The sequence below is a fragment of the Thermasporomyces composti genome (assembly GCF_003386795.1).
Lineage (GTDB): Bacteria > Actinomycetota > Actinomycetes > Propionibacteriales > Actinopolymorphaceae > Thermasporomyces > Thermasporomyces composti.
The window spans coordinates 3,050,538-3,069,398 of the sequence record NZ_QTUC01000001.1; the positions used below are offsets into that span (position 1 = coordinate 3,050,538).

Annotated in this window: 16 protein-coding genes; 4 read left to right on the plus strand and 12 right to left on the minus strand. The window is 69.5% G+C overall.

Going from position 1 to position 18,861, the window contains the following annotated elements; genetic code table 11:
- Positions 1 to 40: 40 nt before the first annotated feature.
- The 3 genes from DFJ64_RS13215 to DFJ64_RS13225 form a co-directional block, all read right to left on the minus strand.
- Positions 41 to 1,006: an aldo/keto reductase gene (locus DFJ64_RS13215; protein ID WP_245941113.1), complete on the minus strand. Its 966-nt coding sequence runs from the start codon at positions 1,004 to 1,006 to the stop codon at positions 41 to 43.
- A 78-nt stretch (positions 1,007 to 1,084) separates the two neighbouring features.
- On the minus strand, positions 1,085 to 2,524 hold the full coding sequence (locus DFJ64_RS13220; RefSeq protein WP_115850726.1) for a sulfatase family protein: 1,440 nt from the start codon (positions 2,522 to 2,524) through the stop codon (positions 1,085 to 1,087).
- 71 nt (positions 2,525 to 2,595) lie between these two features.
- Positions 2,596 to 4,554, minus strand: a complete 1,959-nt coding sequence (locus DFJ64_RS13225; RefSeq protein ID WP_170152610.1) for an ADP-ribosylglycohydrolase family protein — start codon at positions 4,552 to 4,554, stop codon at positions 2,596 to 2,598.
- A 252-nt stretch (positions 4,555 to 4,806) separates the two neighbouring features.
- On the opposite strand from DFJ64_RS13225, the gene DFJ64_RS13230 reads away from it, so the two are divergent.
- The gene (locus DFJ64_RS13230; RefSeq protein WP_115850728.1) at positions 4,807 to 5,628 is read left to right on the plus strand and encodes a CPBP family intramembrane glutamic endopeptidase; all 822 of its coding nucleotides are present in this window, start codon (positions 4,807 to 4,809) and stop codon (positions 5,626 to 5,628) included.
- A gap of 63 nt (positions 5,629 to 5,691) precedes the next feature.
- Here DFJ64_RS13230 and DFJ64_RS13235 read toward each other — a convergent pair whose 3' ends face one another.
- The 8 genes from DFJ64_RS13235 to DFJ64_RS13265 all read right to left on the minus strand — a co-directional run bounded on the left by DFJ64_RS13235 (position 5,692) and on the right by DFJ64_RS13265 (position 14,759).
- Positions 5,692 to 6,519 carry a phosphosulfolactate synthase gene (locus tag DFJ64_RS13235; protein ID WP_115850729.1) on the minus strand — a complete coding sequence of 276 codons (828 nt, stop codon included), beginning with the start codon at positions 6,517 to 6,519 and terminating at the stop codon, positions 5,692 to 5,694.
- Positions 6,516 to 7,916 (minus strand): MmgE/PrpD family protein, encoded by a 1,401-nt coding sequence (locus DFJ64_RS13240; RefSeq protein ID WP_115850730.1) that lies wholly within the window; start codon positions 7,914 to 7,916, stop codon positions 6,516 to 6,518. Before DFJ64_RS13240 ends, DFJ64_RS13235 begins: the two co-directional genes overlap by 4 nt.
- On the minus strand, positions 7,913 to 8,263 hold the full coding sequence (locus tag DFJ64_RS13245) for a carboxymuconolactone decarboxylase family protein (protein ID WP_115850731.1): 351 nt from the start codon (positions 8,261 to 8,263) through the stop codon (positions 7,913 to 7,915). The genes DFJ64_RS13240 and DFJ64_RS13245 overlap by 4 nt, the downstream gene beginning before the upstream one ends.
- Positions 8,264 to 8,404: 141 nt before the next feature.
- A complete protein-coding gene (locus tag DFJ64_RS13250) occupies positions 8,405 to 8,836 on the minus strand; it encodes a hypothetical protein (RefSeq protein WP_115850732.1) in 432 nt (143 codons plus the stop codon).
- Positions 8,837 to 8,878: 42 nt separating this feature from the next.
- Positions 8,879 to 10,654 (minus strand): thiol reductant ABC exporter subunit CydC, encoded by a 1,776-nt coding sequence (gene cydC / locus DFJ64_RS19725; RefSeq protein ID WP_211310611.1) that lies wholly within the window; start codon positions 10,652 to 10,654, stop codon positions 8,879 to 8,881.
- Positions 10,651 to 12,306, minus strand: coding sequence for a thiol reductant ABC exporter subunit CydD (gene cydD / locus DFJ64_RS19730; RefSeq protein ID WP_211310612.1), 1,656 nt, complete (start codon positions 12,304 to 12,306; stop codon positions 10,651 to 10,653). The genes cydC and cydD overlap by 4 nt, the downstream gene beginning before the upstream one ends.
- On the minus strand, positions 12,303 to 13,334 hold the full coding sequence (gene cydB / locus DFJ64_RS13260) for a cytochrome d ubiquinol oxidase subunit II (protein WP_115850733.1): 1,032 nt from the start codon (positions 13,332 to 13,334) through the stop codon (positions 12,303 to 12,305). The genes cydD and cydB overlap by 4 nt, the downstream gene beginning before the upstream one ends.
- Positions 13,335 to 13,349: 15 nt before the next feature.
- Positions 13,350 to 14,759: a cytochrome ubiquinol oxidase subunit I gene (locus DFJ64_RS13265; protein ID WP_115850734.1), complete on the minus strand. Its 1,410-nt coding sequence runs from the start codon at positions 14,757 to 14,759 to the stop codon at positions 13,350 to 13,352.
- A 314-nt stretch (positions 14,760 to 15,073) separates the two neighbouring features.
- On the opposite strand from DFJ64_RS13265, the gene DFJ64_RS13270 reads away from it, so the two are divergent.
- From DFJ64_RS13270 to DFJ64_RS13280, 3 genes are read left to right on the plus strand one after another with little or no spacing between them, the layout of a single operon-like run.
- Positions 15,074 to 15,841, plus strand: a complete 768-nt coding sequence (locus DFJ64_RS13270) for an SDR family NAD(P)-dependent oxidoreductase (protein ID WP_115850735.1) — start codon at positions 15,074 to 15,076, stop codon at positions 15,839 to 15,841.
- On the plus strand, positions 15,838 to 16,860 hold the full coding sequence (locus DFJ64_RS13275; protein ID WP_245941114.1) for a sugar phosphate isomerase/epimerase family protein: 1,023 nt from the start codon (positions 15,838 to 15,840) through the stop codon (positions 16,858 to 16,860). Before DFJ64_RS13270 ends, DFJ64_RS13275 begins: the two co-directional genes overlap by 4 nt.
- On the plus strand, positions 16,860 to 17,633 hold the full coding sequence (locus tag DFJ64_RS13280; protein WP_115850736.1) for an SDR family NAD(P)-dependent oxidoreductase: 774 nt from the start codon (positions 16,860 to 16,862) through the stop codon (positions 17,631 to 17,633). Before DFJ64_RS13275 ends, DFJ64_RS13280 begins: the two co-directional genes overlap by 1 nt.
- 32 nt (positions 17,634 to 17,665) lie before the next feature.
- Here the strand turns inward: DFJ64_RS13280 and DFJ64_RS19945 are convergent, their stop codons facing one another.
- The gene (locus tag DFJ64_RS19945) at positions 17,666 to 18,649 is read right to left on the minus strand and encodes a L,D-transpeptidase family protein (RefSeq protein WP_245941115.1); all 984 of its coding nucleotides are present in this window, start codon (positions 18,647 to 18,649) and stop codon (positions 17,666 to 17,668) included.
- Positions 18,650 to 18,861 lie beyond the last annotated feature (212 nt).

The window sequence follows — 18,861 nt, forward strand, 5'->3', positions numbered from 1 at the left end:
CACCCCGCGTCTGGTTCCTTCCGCTCCGCGACGACCCGGCTTACTCGCCGGCTTCGTTGAGCCGACGCATCTGGTCCTCGGTCAGCTTCAGGTCAGCGGCGTCGAGCGCCTCGTCGAGCTGGGTGACCGAGCTGGCACCGATCAACGGGATGACGACGGGGTCGCTGTGGAGCATCCACGCCAGCACGACCTGGTTCGCCGTCGCGCCCGTCTCCTTCGCCACCTCGTGGAGGGCGTCCAGGCGACGCTGGGTGTCGACGGTCTGGTAGGCCTCGGTGAGCGGCTTGTCCGCGCGGCCGCTGTAGGCGCCGCCCAGCAGCGGCGAGTACGCGATGAGGCGCAGCTCGGGAGTCGAGCGCACGTAGTCCTGCAGCTCGGGTGTGACCGGTAGCTGCGCGCCGAGATCGGCGTCCGGCTTGGGACGCAGGTAGGAGTGGCGCTGCTGGATGACCGTGTAGGCGGGCCAGCCGTTGGCCTGGCAGATCTGCCGGGCTCGCTCGATTCGCCACGCCGGGTGATTACTGACGCCGAGCAACCGCACCTTGCCGTCGGCGACCACCTTGGCGAAGGCGCCGACCTGCTCCTCCAAAGGTGTGCGACGGTCCTCGATGTGCGCGTAGTAGAGGTCGACGTGGTCGGTGCCGAGTCGGCGCAGGCTCTCGTCGATCTGGGCGCGAATGACCTTCTCCGAGAGGCCTTCGGCGTTGTTGGGGAAGTCTTTGGGATCCCCGTCGGGACGGGCCCCGACCTTGGTCGCGAGGATGACGGAGTCGCGGGTGCCACGCTCACGGAACCAGCGACCGAGCAAGGTCTCGCTCTCGTCGCCCCGACCGTCCTTCTCCCAGAACTGGTAGCAGTTCGCGGTGTCGAGGAAGTTCCCGCCGCGTTCGAGGTAGCGGTCAAGGATGGTGAACGACGTGCTCTCGTCAACCGTTGAGCCGAAGAACATCGTGCCGAGCGCGATCGCGCTCACCTCGACGTCCTGGGCGAGGTTGAGGTGTCTCATGGGCTTCGATCGTACGGCCGCAGCGCGCTCACGCCCGGGCCAATCCGAGGGCGGCTCACCGGACCAATCGAGCCGGGCTCACCGTTCGGTGTCCACCTCGTCGCTCGGAGTGTACGGCGGGTCGCCGATCTCTTTCTGCAGCCGAGCCAGCTCGGCAGTGAGCTCGGCACGGACCGACGCGTAGGCAGGGTCGTCGTAGACGCTTCGCATCTCCTTCGGGTCGGTCTGGAGGTCGAACAGCTCCCACTCCGGCTCGTAGCGCTCCGATGACGTGCCGGGGAGGCCGAGGCCGTCGTTGTAGTAGTAGATGAGCTTGTAACGAGGCGTTCGAATGCCGTAGTGGGCGCGCACGTTGTGGCTGCCGTCGCCGTGCTCCCAGTAGCGGTAGTAGATCCGCTGTGGCCAGTCGTCCGGCGTGACGCCGCGCAGGACCGGTCGGAAGCTCCTGCCCTGCATGCGCGGGTGCGCCGGAACACCAGCGAAGTCCAAGAACGTCTGGGCGAAGTCGACGTTCGAGATCATCGCCGTCGACACCGAGCCGGCGGGGACCTCCCGCGGATACCGGACGAGGAACGGCATGCGCAGCGACTCCTCGTACATGAACCGCTTGTCGTACCACCCGTGGTCGCCGAGGAAGAAGCCCTGGTCGGAGGTGTAGACGACGATCGTGTCGTCGCGGAGCCCTTCGGCGTCGAGGTAGTCCAGCACCCGCCCGACGTTGTCATCCACGCTCGCCACGCAGCGCAGGTAGTCCTTCATATACCGCTGGTACTTCCAGTAGGCCTCCTCCTCGGGCGTGAGGCCAGGCGGGACCGGCTCCTTCAGGTCGGTGGGTGTGAGGTCCCGCGCGACCCTCATCAACGCGGCTTTGGCGGCCTCCGAGCGGTTGGCGTAGTCGTCGTGGAAGGTCTCCGGCAGCGGGATGTCGGTGTCCGCATAGAGGTGCATGTGTTTCTCATCCGGCTCCCACGGGCGATGCGGAGCCTTGTGGTGGACGAGCAAGCAGAACGGTCGGGTCCGGTCCCGGCTGTCCAGCCAGGACAGCGAGAGGTCGGTGATGATGTCCGTGGCGTAGCCGTCGAAGCGACGCTCGACCCCGTTATCGAAGAACGTCGGGTTGTGGTAGTCACCTTGGTCTGGCAGGACGACCCAGTGGTCGAAGCCGCGCGGGTCGTGGTCCGGGCCGTGACCGAGGTGCCACTTGCCCACGATGGCGGTCTGGTAACCAGCGTCCCGCAGCAGCCCGACAAAGGTCGGTTGACGGTTGTCGAAGTACGTGGAGAGTGTCCGCACGCCGTTGACGTGGCTGTGCGTCCCCGTGAGGATCGTCGCCCGGCTCGGCGCGCACAGCGCGTTCTGGCAGAAGACGTTGTCCAGGCGCATGCCCTCGCGGGCGAGGCGGTCGATGTGGGGCGTCTCGTTCACCCGGCTCCCGTACGCGCTGATCGCGTGCGCCGCGTGGTCGTCGGACATGATGAAGACGATGTTGGGGCGACGTGACGAGGACTGATCAGGCATCAACTTCCTTCCTCGCGTCTTGGTGTCGAGCGCCGTCGTGAACGTGTCACTGAGTCCCAGGGGAGTGCCACTCAGTCCCAGGGGAAGCGAGTCCGGCCGAGGTGCGGTTGGCCGTCACGGAACCGGTCGTCACTGGAGATCAGGACGTGGCACTGCGCCGCCGGCGCGTCGGCGTTCCGAACGAGCTTGACGAGCAGCTCGTTCCAGCCGGCGCGCAACGTCACCGAGCTCGCCGAGTCGGCGCGCCCGCCGTAGTTGGGTCGGATGGGTTGGTACCGCTCGGCGGTGGCCACGTGGTCGTCGTTCACCCAGAACCGCACGGGGCAGTTCGCGTCGACCGCGAGCCACACGCGCTGCGCCTCCGGCGCGTGGATGAAGCTCTGCACGTAGAGCACGCCGGGTCCGTCGAAGACCTCGTCGAGGGGGAGGGCGTTGTCGTGCGCCGACAGCTCTCGCCACTCGCCGCCACGGCTGTCCGGCTCCTCGAGCGCGCCGGTCCGCTGCTCGGGCGGGAAAGCAGTGTCGAGCAGCTCGGTGTCGCTCCGACCGTTCCGGTCGTACGGGCCGCTCACGCGGATGGCCGCGGCGCCGACGAGGACGAGCGGAACGGCCGGCTGCGCGGGGCGTCCGCGTGGCGACACCGCGACGAAGCAGCGGTTGCTGTTGTGGAGGAGAGCGCGTCCGGGTATGTCGATCCGCCAGGTGAGCTCGGTGCGGCCACGCGCGGGAACCTCCACCTCTTGCGCGGCTGGAGCCTCCCACCCTGTCGGCACGGTCACCGCACAGGTCGCGACGATCGGGTCGGGGTGCGGGTTCGTCAGCGTGGTGACGATGGTCTTGGTGGTGTCGGGTGCGACCGCTGGCGTGTCGACGTAGTCGACCCCCACGTGCAGGTCGGGTGAGGGGAAGCTCACCAGCGTCGGGCTGGAGTCGCGCAGCGCGCGCACCTCGTCGTCGGCGTAGAGGTCCGTCTCGGAGACACGCACGACGCCGTCTGCGTCGAGGGCGCCATGGGTGGAGAGCACGGTGCGGGCGACGCGTCGGATCCGGGTGACGAGCTCGTCCAGGTTGGCCGGGATCGGGTTGTCGCCGTCGGAGAGGTGCCGCACGCCACCCCAGGATTCGTTGGTCGCGATGGTGTCGCCGAGCGGCTCGATCCACTTCGCGGGCAGGCCGGAGCGTCCGGCGAGGATGCCGAGGTAGCTGCCGATCGCGGCGCCCGAGGAGTCGGTGTCGTAGCCGCAGTTGACCGTCTTGCAGATGCCGTCGCCGAAGTCCTCGCCGTAGAGCAGGCCGATGACCTGGAAGCCGAGGTTGATGGGGGAGTACTGCGCGTTGTAGTGAGGCGTGGTCTCCAGCACCCGCCGTCGAGCCGCCTTCCAGTCCAGACCCTCGTCGTGGGCAGCGAGCACGGCGCGGATGGCGGCCGCGGTCTTGCTGTCGTCGGGGACGTACGACAGGCCGATGTCGACGAGCGCGCGCCGGTCGCTGACGACGAAGGCCGCCGACTCCACCGCGACGTTGAACAGCTCGCCGTAGACCGACTCACCACCGGCGTGGTCGCAGATCGCGTCCTGGTAGGCGTACCGAGCCGCCACCCGCGGGGCTGCGGGAGCCACGCACGCCCAGATCTCCGAGCGGATCGGGCAGCCCATGCAGTCTTTGAACCAGTTGTTGTAGTGGCCGCTGATCGGCGGTTCGAGACCCAGCCGCAGGTTCGTCTTGGACAGGCCGTACTCGTCGAAGTTGTAGCCCACGTGGTCGAGCCAGTACCTGGCCAAGTCGCGCGCGGACAGGTGAGGGCCGACCTCCTCGAGGGCTTTCAGCCAGGCGAGCTGGATCTCGAGATCGTCGTTGGGGAGACCGCCACCGCCCTCGGCGAGCTTCGGGTACCACCACACGTCGAACGGCTCGGGCTCGCCGAACGTCTTCTCCAGCGGGGTTCCGAGCGTGCCGCCGGCGTTCTTCCCCAGCCAGCACCCGTACACCTTGTCGTAGAAGAGCGGACCCTCGATGTCGAGCTCGAGCACGGTGTCTCCCTCCACGCCGCCGGACGGCGGCCGGGTCTGCATCGGCTGCACGACTCGGCGCCCGTCGACCGCCGCAGCCGGAGTGTAGTTCCGGTTCCGCGCTCCCACTCCCGAGAGGAACCGGCTTGGCCGTGAACGGCACCCTCGCGGGTCGAGGCTCACGAGCCACCGATCCGGGCCCAGGCCGAGCGAGCTAGGGTCCTCGCAGTGGCGGCAACAGCGCGCCGCCGCCGGTTGGAGGAGCTACGCACCATGAGGAGCCGTGTGGAAGAGGCGGAACGTGCGGACGTCGCGGTCACGTCGAGACCGGTCCTGCCGTTCTTCGTCCTCGTCGTCCTCCTCTCGGTTCCTCTCTGGGTCCTCGGGTTGTTCGTGGAGAGTCCAGAGGGCACCCCGATGGACCTTCCGGTGAGTGCTCTCATGTTCGCCTGCCCGTTTCTCGCCGCGTGGATCATGCTGTGGCGGCAGGGCTCGGCCGGTGAGATCCGTCACCTGCTCAGGCGAGCGGTGGATCCCCGAACAGTTCGGCCCAGAACGTGGTATTTCCCCACGTTCCTGACGATCCCGGTGATCGTCGCCGCCGTCGACTGGTGTTTGCGGCTTACTGGCAGCGCGGATGGAGAGCGCGGCTCGATCGCCGCGCTGCCTCTGCTTCTCGTGCTGTTCCTCGTCAGCGCCGTCGGCGAGGAAACGGGCTGGATGGGCTACGCCGTGGAGCCGATGCGGGCCCGGTGGGGTGCACTCGTCGCGGGCCTGTTCATCGGCGCGTTCTGGGCGATCTGGCACGTGCTGCCGTTGGTCCAGGCGGACCGGTCGTTCGTCTGGATCGCTTGGTGGTTCCTCGGCACGGTCGCCCTTCGCGTGCTCATCGTGTGGCTCTACGTCAACGCCGGGCGATCCGTCGTCGTGGCGGTGATCGTCCACGCGTTCGTCAACGTGGGGATGGTCCTCCTTCCGGACTACACCACCCACGTCGCTCCCGTCGCGTTGTTCGGCTGCCTCTCCGCGCTCTCCGCGCTCGTCGTGACGGTCTTGTGGGGCCCGACCTTGGCCCGCTTCCGTCTCCGCAGCTGACCGTCTGTGGTCCGGCGTCACCTTTCACACGTCCCCGAGCCCGGAGGTCGACAGCCTGAGCGCTCAGCCCTTGTAGGTGAGCACACGACCCCACGTGCTGGCGGTGCCCCAGATGCCCGCGCGCATGCTCTCCAGCTGCACGATCTGGCTGTGGTCGATGAACAAGTTGACCTCGGGACCGTAGCTCTTGACGTACCAGGCGAACACCTCCGGGTCAGCGGCTTCGAACATCACGTGCTCGATCCCGATCTCGCTGGCGATTCGCGCGACCACGTCGGTGCGCCAGGTCCGCACGCTCTCGGTGATGCCCTCGGACTCGATCATGACCAGGTGCGCGCCGGCCTCCAGGTGGCGGCGGATGAGCGCGATCGCCGCGGTCACGTCGCGCGTGCCCTCCGCCTCGAGCGCTTCTGCGGTCGTGGTTCCGCCGGCGCCGAACTGGATCCCGACCTCGGGCTTCGCCTCCAGGCCCATCTCGCGGACCCGGTCGGCGAGCCGGACCAGGTCGTCCGGCGACATCATGACGAAGCCGTTCGACACCTCCACGATGTCGAACCCGAGGTCGCGGCATTCGCGCAGGTAGTCGTCCACGGCGGCAGGCCCTTGGGTGACGACGTACTCGAGGAAGCCGCCGGTGGAGACCCGCACGTCGTAGCGGTGGGCGAGGTCGATGAGGGATCGCAGAGCAGAGCGGGGCATGAGGCTGAACGAGCCGCCGGCGAACTTGAGGATGTCGACGTACTCGCCCATCGTCTCCAGGACGTCCGCCAGGTAGCGGGGCCCCATGACGCTGTAGTACGGCCCACGGATTTCGGTCAGACCCCGCGAACGCGGTTTGGACTCGCGCTGGTTGCGACGGATGCCGGTGAACACCCGCTCGTCCTTGGTCATGGCCGGTCCTCCCTTCCGAGATGACGGGCGATCGCCCCGTTCAGGTCGGCCAGCAGGCTGGTCACGTCGGCTCGGGACGCGTCGTCGAGCTGACGGACCCGTTCGGCGACATCCGCGGTGGCCGGCTGTCCGAGCACCGGCTCGGCGAGCCGGGTGAACTTCTCCGTCACGGTGTCCCAGCTCATCGGGCGGGTGTGGAATCCCTCGTAGTCCCGCTTGTCCGCGGTGAGAGAGCGGCCGTCGCGCAGGCGGACCGTCAACCGACAGGCATGGTGGTCGGGAAACAGGTGGGACAGATCGTCGGCCGGGTGGATGTGGACGCGCCGCAGCAGCTGTTGGACGTCGTCGGCGGCGATGCGCTCGGGAGCGTACTGAGCGGGGAGGACCTGACCGTCCAGGGCGGCCACCGCGAGCAGGTAGGGCAGCGAGTGGTCGGCCTCCTCCTTGGTCCGGACTCGTGTCTTGTCGCCCTCGGCGCCGCCGCCGATGATGTCGTAGGCCACGTCGAAGGTCTCGAGCTCGATCCGCTCGACGTCGGAACCGGTGAAGCCGTCCCGCTCACGAAGCTCGAGCAGGGCCTCGATCGCCGATTGCGAGTGGACCTCGGCGTTGTAGCGCTTGAGGACGGTGCGTTCGACCCTGTCCGGCTTCTCGTCGGCCCACTGGATGGTGAACCGCCCGCTGATGGTGTCCATGAAGCCTTTCGCTCCCTCGAACACCTCCGCCGGGCCGGTGATGCCTCGCCGGGCGAGGAAGGCCGCCCACGTCGCGGCCGCGGTCGCCTGTGGCGCGGCGAGCCCTTTCCAGTGGGAGAGCCGGCCGGTACGGGTCACCCGCAAGGCGTGGAAGGCGGTTCCCGCGATGGCGATCGCGTTGGCCGTTTGTTCCAGGTCGAGCCCGAGTGCCTTGGCCACGCCCGCGGCGGCCGAGAACGTGAGGTGGGTGACGTGGTCGAAACCTCGGGCCCGCACCGGCGCTTCGTCGGCCAACCGGCACTGCACCTGGTAGGCGACGGCGAGAGCGGTGAGCAGGGCGGGTCCGTCGCCGTCCCCGCACTCCCATCCGGCGAGGACGGCGGCGAGGTTGTCGCTTGGGTGGCAGGTCTCACCCGGCGCGAGGTAGCTGTCGTTGAAGTCGAGGTAGCGAACGAGGAACCCGTTGGCGAGCGCGGCCCGGTCCGGCGCCGAGCGACCGAGGCCCAACACGGTGCACAGCGGGTTCCCGCCGAACTCGGCGATGGCGTCGTAGACGAGCCGGACCGGCGTGGCGTCGACAGCGCCGATGGCGCAGCCGAGCGAGTCCAGGACGCGGATCTTCAGCTGGTCGACGGCGCGCGACGAGAGGTCGTCGAACGAGGTGGCCAGGACGAACCGGGTGAGGTCGTCGACGACGCTCATCCATCGTCCCCCGAGGGAGACGTCTCGGCGAGCGCGTGCATGGCGATCGCGGAGTGGGCGTAGGCGGCGCCCGCACGCATCTCGATCGCCACCCAGATCGCTTCCATGATCTCTTCGGGGCTGGCTCCGGCGCGACGAGCGAGTTTCGTGTGACCGTCGATGCAGGTCGGACACTGGGTGACGTGCGCGGCCGCGACGGCGATGAGCTGCTTGGTCTTGGTCGGCAGCGCGCCGTCGGCGAAGACGGCCCGCCCCAGCTCCTCGAAGGCTCGATGGGGCTCTGGTGCGAGCTCCGCGCGCCGGCTCGCGAGCTCCGGAGTCATCGGACGGTACGGGTTTTCCGGCATCCCACCACCCCTCCTCTGCCGTATCTGCTGCTCGCGTCAGAGGCGCCGCAAACCCGCCGGAACGACGACCGCGCCTGGCACGACAGCGGTCGTGCCAGGCGCGGTTGGGGAGGGGCACCAGCGACGGGTTGGGTACGGGAGTCAGGTGGCGAAGAGCGAGATGCCGAGCGCCACCAGGACGAGGACCTTCACCGACTCCAGCGCGACGTACACGTGGTGCATCCGGGAGCGGGGAAGGTGGTCCTCGCCCGCGAGCACGCGGTCCGACCGACGGTTGAGGGGCGGACGAACGCCGAGGAGCTGGACGGCGAGGAGCCCTACCACAGCCGCTGTCAGCGCGGTCGTGACGCCGGAGACGTCTCCCAACGCGACGCCGATCAGCAGGAGGAGGGCGAGGGCGATCTCGGCGGTGTTGAGCGCCCGGAAGACGATGCGTCCGATGCCCAGGCCGAGGCGAAGCGTGATGCCTGGGGCGCGGAACTTCAGCGGCGCCTCCATGAAGGAGATCGCCAGGACCATGCCCAGCCACACGAAGGTGGTCGCAGTCGCGAGTGCGGCCGCCGCGTCGTTCATCTCTCCTCCAAGGTGGTCAGCGCGTGGGGGTTGTCGGCGCGGTCACGTCGAGCGTGGGACACCGTGGTCGGCGGGGATCGCGAGGACGCGGTCCTGGAGTCGTTCGGCTTCCCACCACGACCGGTACAGGGTCGGCCGCGCCATGAGCTCGGCGTGACTGCCCCGCTCGACCACGCGTCCGGCGTCGAGGACCAGGATCTCGTCCACGTTCTCCAACCCGGCCAGTCGGTGGGTGACCAGCAGCGTCGTCCGGCCGACGGTGGCGTCCAGCAGGTCGGCGGTGAGCTGGTCGGCGTTCGCCACGTCCAGGTGCGCGGCGGGCTCGTCGAGGAGCAGGATCGGGAAATCCGCGAGCAGGGCGCGCGCGAGCGCGATCCGTTGCCGCTGCCCACCGGAGACCTGGCTTCCGTGCTCGCCGACGGGTGTGTCCAGCCCGTGGGGTAGGGATTCCACCCATTCCAGCAGGCGAGCCCGACGGAGCGCGTCGCGGAGCTCGTCGTCGGTCGCGGAGCGGCGAGCGAGACGAATGTTCTCCCCGATCGTCGTGTCGAACAGGTGCGCGTCCTGCGCGCACAGCCCCACGACCTTTCGCACGTCCTCCCCGCGCAGGGTCCGCAGGTCGACACCGTTCAACGTCACCGTTCCGCTCGAAGGCTCGAGGAACCGGAGCAGGACCGCTGTCAACGTTGACTTGCCGGAGCCGCTTGGCCCGACCACCGCGTAGCGACGTCCCGGCTCCAGGGTGAGCGACACCCCGTCGAGGACGTCCGGACCGTCCGGCGTCCAGCGGGCACGCAGGTCCTCGATGGTGAGCACGTAGGGCGCGTCGGGAAGCGCGGCGGGCTGGGTCGGCTCCTGGACCGGCTCAGGAAGCTCGAGGACGGCGTCGATGCGGCTCGCCGACCGCCGGGTCCGCTCGATGGCCTGGGCGGCGAGGGGGAGGCCGGCCATCACCTCCGAGACCGCCAGCGGGAGGAGGACCACGACCGCGAGCAGGACACCGTCGAGTCGCCCGGACCGGACTGCTGGGACCCCGACGGCGAGCCCGCCCCACACGGCCAGACCGCCGGCCAGGGTGGTCAACGCGGCGCCGAGGCCGGCGGTGAGCGCTGACCGTGCCGATGCCCGGGTCAGGGAGCGGTCCAGCCGAGCCGCCTCGGTCAGCCGGGTCGCCGCGACGCCGTAGGCGATCAGCTCAGGCGCGCCGTGCAAGGTGTCGACGACGTGCGCGGTCAGCTCGCCGCGCAGGTCGGCCATGCGCCGCTCGGCGCTCTTGGCCACGGCGGCGGACACCCATGGCGCGAGGACGCCGGCGACGAGGAGGGCGACGAGCAGGATCACACCCGCCTCGGGCAGCAGCGCCCAGGCCAGACCGACCGACGCGCCACCGACGATCGCGGCGACCGCGTAGGGCAGCAGGGTCCGCAGGTAGAGGTCTTGGATGGCGTCGACGTCGGCGACGAACCGTCCCAGCAGGTCGCCGGAGCGGAACACCGGCAGCCCGGTCGGTGCGAGCCGTTCCAGACGCTGGTAGACCGTGGCCCGGAGGTCGGCGAGGATCCGGAACGTCGCGTCGTGGCTCACGAGGCGTTCGAGGTACCGGAAGACGCCTCGGGCGATGCCGAACGCCCGGACAGCCACGATGGCGACCATGAGCAGGAGCACTGGCGGGTGCTGGGCGGCGCGCGAGATCAGCCAGGCCGACGTCGCCATGAGTCCGACGCCTGACCCCAGCGCGAGGGCGCCGAGCCCCACCGCGAGCGCGAGCCGGGCCCGAGGTACCCGGACCAGCCGGAGGATCCGCACGATCGGGGTCATGACGCCACCCCCACAGGCTCCAGGCGCACCACCCGGTTGGCCAGCGCGACGAGCGCGGGTCGATGCGCGACGAGGAGGACGGTCCGGCCCGCCGCCAAGCGAGCGACGGCCTCGGTGACGGCTGCCTCACTGTCCTGGTCGAGGTTCGACGTCGGCTCGTCCAACAGCAGCAGCGGGGCGTCGCGGAGGAAGGCGCGTGCGAGCGCGATCCGCTGTCGCTGTCCCGCGGAGAGCCCGGCTCCTCGGTCACCGAGCCGGGTCGCGAAGCCTTGGGGCAGCGCCTCGACGAACGCCAGCGCGTTGGCCGCCTCGGCGGCACGGCGCACCTCGTCGTCGGTGGCGTCTGGCCGCCCCAGGCGAATGTTGTCGGCCACCGTGCCGGCGAACAGGTAGGGGCGCTGGGGGACCCAGGCGATACGCGACCGCCACACGTCGGGGTCGAACTCGGCGATGTCCACCCAGTCGGCGAGCACGTGCCCGCTGGTCGGCCGGACGAACCCGAGGAGAAGAGCCAGCACGGTGGACTTGCCGGAGCCGCTGGGGCCGACGAGCGCGACGGTCTCGCCGGGATGCACGGTGAGGGAGAAGTTCTCCAGGGCCGGTGTCTCCCGGCCTTCGTAGGTGACGGTCACCGACTCCAGGCGAAGGGTGGCCCGCGCGAGGTCCGGGACGTCGGTGCGTGTGCCAGGCGCCGGGGTCGGTGTCTCGATGACCTCGAAGACCCGCTCGGCGGCGGTGAGGCCCTCGACGCTCGCGTGGTACTGCGCGCCGACCTGACGCAGCGGGAGGTACGCCTCGGGCGCGAGGACGAGGATGAGCAGAGCGGTCCTGAGGTCCACGGCGCCGTGGAGCAGGCGCAAGCCGATGGAGACCGCGACGAGGGCGACCGAGATCGTCGACAGCAGCTCGAGGACGAGCGCGGAGAGGAAGGCGACCCGCAGGGTGGACATGGTCGCCTTGCGGTAGCTGTCGGTGACCTCGCGAATGGTCCGCGCCTGGGCCTTCGCACGGCCGAAGACCTTCAGGGTCGGCAAACCGGCCACGACGTCGAGGAAGTGCCCGGCGAGCTTGGACAACGTCCGCCACTGGCGATCCATCTTCCAGCGGGTGGTGATGCCGACGAGGATCGCGAAGATCGGGATGAGCGGCAGGGTCAGCGCGATGGTGAGGGCCGACAGCCAGTCGTCGAGCAGGATGCGGAAGCCCACGGCGGCCGGCACGATCACCGCGAGCACCAGCTGCGGCAGGTAGCGGGAGAAGTAGCCGTCCAGCGCGTCCACACCGCGGGTCGCGAGGGTCGCCAGCTCACCGCTGCGCTCGCCGACGAGCCAGCGCGGGCCGAGCCGCATCGCGTGCTCGAGGAGGCGTTCCCGAAGCTGGGACTTCACCGCCGCCGACGAGCGGTGCGCCGCCACCTCCTGCAGCCACGCGACGAACGCCCGAGCGGCCACCACACCGAGGAGCAGCAGGAAAGGTGTCCGCAGGGTGTCGAGGGAGGCCCCGCCGAGGTACGCCCGGCTCACCGTGTCCGCGAGCAGGGTCGCTTGCGCGATGACCAGCCCGGCGGTGGCGCTGCCGAGGAGGACGGAGAGGAGAAGGTAGCCCCGGGTGGTCCGGGCGTACCTCAGCAAGCGGGGGTCGAGTGGTTTCATGACACCAGCTCACGGCTCGGGGTCGACTGCGTGGGCTCCTGAGGGATGTGGGCGACGCCGATCCGCTTCCGGAAGACCCAGTACGTCCAGCCCTGGTAGAGCAGGACCAGGGGCGTGAAGATGACCGCGACGACCGTCATGATCGTCAGCGTGTAGGGCGTCGCCGCGGCGTTCGTCGTGGTGAGGCTGTTCCCGGGGATGGTCGACGGCATCACGTTCGGGTACAGCGCGAGGAAAAGCGTGACGACGGCGGCGACGATGGCGGTACCGGTGCCGATGAACGCCCAGCCCTCGCGGCCTCGGGTGTTGGCGAGGGCCGCGCCGACGAGCCCGGCCGCCGCGACGGCGACGGTGAGCCAGGTCACCGGCTTGCCGTACTGGAGCTGGGTGAGGAGGAGGAAGAGACCGCCCGCGGCGATCGCGGCGGCGACCACCACCGACGCGACCCGGCTGGCCCGCTCCCGCACCTCACCGGTCGTCTTCAGGGCCAGGAACACCGCGCCGTGCAGCACGAACAGGGCCAGTGTGACGAGCCCGCCGAGCAGGGCGTAGGGGTTCACCAGGTCGAGCAGGGAACCGGCGTACTCGTGGTTGTCGTCGAGCGGGACGCCGCGGACGATGTTGGCGAACGCCACGCCCCACAGGACGGCGGGAACGAGGCTGCCCCAGAAGATGGCCTGGTCCCACCGGCGCCGCCAGCGAACGTCGTCCTTCTTCCCGCGGTACTCGAACGCGACGCCCCGCACGATGAGCGCGAGCAGGATCGCCAGCAGGGGCAGGTAGAAGCCGCTGAAGAGGGTGGCGTACCACTCGGGGAACGCGGCGAACGTGGCGCCTCCGGCGACGAGGAGCCAGACCTCGTTGCCGTCCCAGACTGGCCCGATCGTGTTGATCAGCACTCGCCGCTCGGTGTCGTCGCGGCCGAGGACCGGGAGGAGGATGCCGACGCCGAAGTCGAACCCCTCGAGGAAGAAGTAGCCGATCCAGAGGAAGGCGATGATGACGAACCAGACAGTGGTGAGCTCCATGGGTCGGCACCTTCCTTAGTAGGCGAACGTGAGGGCGCGGTCGGAGTCGTCCTTGGCGGTGTCGGAGTCCGGCAGGACCTCCGCCTCCGTCGGGGGGCCTTGCTTGGCGAACCGGACCATGAGGCCCGCCTCGATGACCGCGAGCACGCCGTACAGGACGGTCAGCGCGATGAGGGAGATGAGCATGGAGGCGGCGGTGACGCCGGGGGAGAGGCTGGCCGAGGTCTTCAGCACGCCGTAGACGGCCCAGGGCTGGCGGCCCATCTCGGTGAAGATCCAGCCGACGGAGTTGGCGATGAACGGCAGGGCCAGCGAGAGGACACCGATCCTCCAGACCCAGCGGTTCTTGGGCAGCCGTCCCCGTCGGATCAGCCACAGGCCGACGAGCGCGAGGCCGGCGGTGAGGAAGCCGATGCCGACCATGAGCCGGAACGTCCAGTACGTGACCGGGATGATCGGGCGGTAGTCGCCGGGACCGTACGTTTCCTGCGCGGCGGCTTGGAGGTCGTTGATGCCTTCGACCTTGCCGTCGAAGTCGCCGGTGGCGAGGAAGGAGAGCACCTTCGGCACCCGGACGCTGAAGACCTCCTCGCTGCCGTCGAGCGTGCCGACGGTGAACAGGGAGAACGCCGCGGGCTGCTCGGTCTCGTACAGGGCCTCAGCCGCCGCCATCTTCATCGGCTGCTGCTCGGTCATGAGCTTGCCCTGGAGGTCACCGCTCACCGCCACGCCGAGGGAGGCGATGAGCGTGACGACCAGGGCCATCTTCAGCGACGGCCGGAAGACCTCGACGTGCTTGCCGCGGGCGAGGTGCCAGGCGCTGATCCCGACGATGAACAGCCCCGCGGTGAGGTAGGACGCCGCGATGGTGTGCGGGAACGTGGTGAGCATCGTCGAGTTGGTCAGCACCGCCACGAAGTCGGTGAGCTCGGCGCGGCCGGTGGCCTCGTTGATGCGGTAGCCGACCGGGTGCTGCATCCAGGAGTTGGCCGCGAGGATGAAGTACGCCGAGAGCGTCGTGCCCAGCGCGACCATCCACATGCACGCGGCGTGGAGCTTCTTCGGCAGCTTGTCCCACCCGAAGATCCACAGGCCGAGGAACGTCGACTCCATGAAGAAGGCGAGCAGTCCCTCGATCGCAAGGGGTGCGCCGAAGATGTCGCCGACGAACCGGGAGTACTCCGACCAGTTCATGCCGAACTGGAACTCCTGGACGATCCCGGTGACGACGCCCATCGCGAAGTTGATGAGGAAGAGCTTCCCCCAGAACTTCGTGGCCCGCAGGTAGGCGACCTTGCCGGTACGGATCCACGCGGTCTCGAGACCGGCGACGAGAGCGGACAGGCCGATCGTCAGGGGGACGAAGAGGAAGTGGTAGACGGTGGTGATCCCGAACTGCCACCGCGCGATGTCGAGTGGGTCCATCCCGAGGCCTCCCCGGAGCGCACGACGACTCCCGTAGTACTACAAGCAGTCGTAATTCTACAGGTCGTAGTACTACGTGTGGTCGTTGTTTGCGTCACAGGTCGACTCCCGACGCGCGGTTGGACCCGGGAGCGGCCCCTGACCGGCGTCGGCCGGGTACGACGGCTTCCGCTCCCGGACTTGCGGGTCCCCTCGTGGAAGGTCCTGGCGTACGTTGAACCGCCGAGACGCGAGCCGCTGTCGCGGCGTGCGGTGCTGTCCGAGCGAGCGGACCGGCCGAGCGAGCGGACCGGCCGAGAGGGAGGGTTGCCGCGATGGGGTTGGAGGTGTTCAGGCTCGACGGGCGGGTCGCCGTCGTGACCGGCGGCAACCGGGGCCTCGGGCGGGTGATGGCCCGCGCGTTGGCCGGCGCGGGCGCCGACGTGGCGGTCGTGAGCAGGCAGCAGGCTCAAGCAGAGCAGGCCGCCACCGAGATCGGGAAAGAGACCGGACGCCAAACGCTCGGCGTCGGCGCCGACGTCACCCGCGTCGACGACGTCGAGCGCATGGTGGCGACGGTGCTGGATCGGTTCGGCCAGGTCGACATCCTGATCAACAACGCCGGCGTCAACATCCGCAAGCCGATCGAGGACTTCGACGAGGACAGCTGGGACCTCGTGCAGGCCACCAACCTCAAGGCGCCGTACCTGTGCGCGCGGGCGGTCGCCCCCCACATGAAGGCGCGCCGCTACGGACGGGTCATCAACGTCGGTTCCATGCTCGGGATGACCGCGCTGCCCGACCGGAGCGCGTACTGCTCCAGCAAGGCGGGCGTCATCCAGCTCACCAAGGTCCTGGCCCTGGAGTGGGCGAGCCACGGCATCACCGTCAACGCCTTGTGCCCCGGACCGTTCGCCACCGACCTGAACATCCCCGTCCTGGAGAACCCAGAGACGAACAAGTACTTCGTCGACCGCATCCCGCTCGGCCGGTGGGGCGATCCCAACGAGATCGGCGGCGCGGCGATCTTCCTCGCCTCCGACGCCTCCAGCTTCATGACGGGGGCCGCGTTGGTCGTCGACGGCGGGTGGACGGCGCAGTGACGGGCTCGACGATGCGGGTCGGTCTGTCGGTCTACGGCACCACGTACAGCATGGGCCTGCGGCCGGAGGCCGGCCGCCCGCAGGTCACCGCGCGTGACGTGATGGACCAGGCGATCGGGTACGGCCTCGCCGGTGTGGAGCTACCAGCGACCATGGTCGAGGCCGGGGACGTCGACGAGCTCCGTCGGTACGCCGCTGAGCGAGGCTTGTTCATCACCGTCGACACCGGCGGCTACGACCCCGACGCGCTCGCCCGAGTCATCGACCTCGCCCGCCGGGTCGGGGCGGCGACCGTGCGGACTGTCGTGGGGGGCGCCAAGATCGGCGGCGACCGGCGGCCGTTGGCCGGCCGATGGCAAGCCTTCCTTGACGAGGTTCTGGCGAAGCTACGGAAGGCGGTCGAGTACGCCGAGCGGGCCGGCGTCACGCTCGCGGTCGAGAACCACCAGGACCTCGCGTCCGAGGAGCTGCTGTGGCTGTGTGAGTCGATCGGGTCGCCGTTCTTCGGCATCAACCTCGACAGCGGAAATCCCCTGGCCACCGCCGAGGAGCCGGTCGAGTACTTCCGCCGCGTCGCGCCGTACGTCAAGAACGTCCACCTCAAGGACTACTGGGTGTGGCTGAGTGAAGAGGGGTACCGGCTCGTGCGGTGTCCTCTCGGCCAAGGGTTGACCGATTTCCCGGCCCTGCTCGACATCCTCGACCAGGCCGTGCCCGGGGTGACCATGGCGATCGAGCTCGGCGCGCTGGAGGCGCGCCACATCCGGGTGTTCGCCGCTGACTTCTGGCCGGACTACCCGCCCCGCACGGCGGCGCAGCTCGTCGAGGCGCTGCGGGTGGTCCACCAGAACGCGCGTGGCGGCGGTGACTGGCGGACCCCCTACGAGCGGGGCGAGCCGCCGGAGGTCATCGCGGCCTACGAGGAGCGGCAGCTCCTCCAGAGTGTCGCGTACGTGCACGCGCTCGCCGCCGAGCGAGGGAAGCAGGGCGAGCGGCCTGACCGAACGGAGCCTCGGTGATGGCGGACCTTTCCGGCAAGGTCGCCCTCGTCACGGGGTCGAGCCGGGGCCTCGGCCGCCACTACGCGCACCACCTCGCCCAGGCGGGCGCGGACGTCGTCATCCACGACCTTCGGTCGGACTCGGCGGCTGAGTTCGGTGAGGCCAAGTCCGGAGAGGCGGTCGCCGACGAGATCCGATCCTTCGGACGGCGGTCCGCGTTCTATCCGGCCGACCTCACCGACCCGCGCCAGACCGCCGGTCTGGTACAGCAGGTCGTCGCTGACTTCGGTCGGATCGACATCCTCGTCAACAACGCGGGCGGGGACATCGGCGCCCGCACCCCTCGACCGACCCCGAACACCGCCCTCGACATCGAGCCGGACGACATCCGCTCCGTCCTCGAGCGCAACCTGCTCACCACGATGTATGCGTGCAAGTACGTCGGACAGCACATGCGCGAACGGCGGGCCGGCAAGATCGTCAACATCGGCTCGGTCGCCGGCCACCTGCCCGCCCGTGAGGGCGTCGTCTACGCGGCGGCCAAGGCCGCGATCGCGCACTACACCCGGTGCCTGGCGGAGGAGCTGCGGCCGTACGAGGTCAACGTCAACTGCCTCGCGCCGGCGCCGACGTACACGGGTCGCTTCCTCGCCACCCGCAGCGTCCCGGCGCACGACGACGCGTCCCGGCTGCGGCGCGTCGCCCAGCCAGAGGACATGGCGTCCATCGTGCTGTTCCTCGCCGGCCCGGAGTCCGACCGCCTCACCGGCGAGACGATCGTGTGCTGGTGAGGCGGTCGGCCACCGGCGAGGGGGAAGGGGATTCAGGACCAGTACACGACGACCTTGTCGCCGACTTTCGCTTCGTTGAACAGCTTCTCCAGCTTGTTCCAGTCACGGATGTTGACGCAGCCGTGGGAGCAGCCGTTGTAGCCGCGGGCGGCGAAGTCGTCGGAGTAGTGGACGGCCTGGTGCCCGCTGAAGAACAGGGAGAAGGGCATCCGCGTGTTGTAGAACTTCGAGTAGCCGTGACGCACCTTAGCGTTGACCCGGAACAGGCCCTCTCGCGTGGGCGAGGACTTGCAGCCGAACCGCGCGTCCATCGTCAACCGAACCTTGCCGTCCACCACCCAGCGCAGCGTGCGGGTCGACTTGTCGACGCAGATGGCTCGGCCGGTCGTGCACCGGGGGTCGAGCGTGCCGGGCTGGTTCGGCGCGGACGTGGGCTTCGGCGGATACATCTCATCGCGCGTCGGCTCGCGGGTCTTGTCCTTGAGAACCCGCCAGGTGGCGGCGTCCACGAAGCCGAGCTGTCGGAGGTCGTGACGGGCCTGCAAGCTCGTGACGGCCTTCCGGGTGGCGGTGCCGAAGTAGCCGTCGACCCACTCGGTGGAGAGCAGCCCGAGCTGAGCCAGCCGCGCCTCCAGCTCCCGCACCTGGGTGCCCCGGTCCTCGAGCTTCATGACGGCCGGCGGCAGGGGCTGTGTGGTGGCGGTGGGAGTCGGGGCAGGTGTCTCCGGGGCGGGTGCGGTCGTCGTCGGGGTGGGTGTCCGCTGAGGGGGTGTCGGCGTCATCGGCCGAACCGTCGGCGTCGGGATGTCGGTCGGCAGAGGGGCCAGGGTCAGTGTGGGCCGATGCGTCGGCCTCGGCGGCTCGATCGTCGGCGTCGCCTGCCGTTCCCCGTCGGTGCTGACCGCCCAGGTGGCACTCTGGGACGTGGTGAACGGTGGCAGGCCCCGCGCGAAGGCGACGCCGCCGGCGACCGTCACGCCGACCGCGATCATCGCGGCCAACAGACGAGCGCGCATGAACTTCCCCCTCTGTCAGTCGTGGTGCGTCACTCGATAGATGCCGCTGGGCGGTCGCCGGTTGCTTGAGTCTCCGAATCCTCGAGTCACGTTCTGGTCACGATGATCCTCGTGCCTCGTCGGGCTCGACGGCGTCCGAGGGTGGCACTCGCCGCGCCTTCAACGGCGCGGCTCACGTGGCTAGCGTGATCACGACCGTGCGTGCCCAGTCG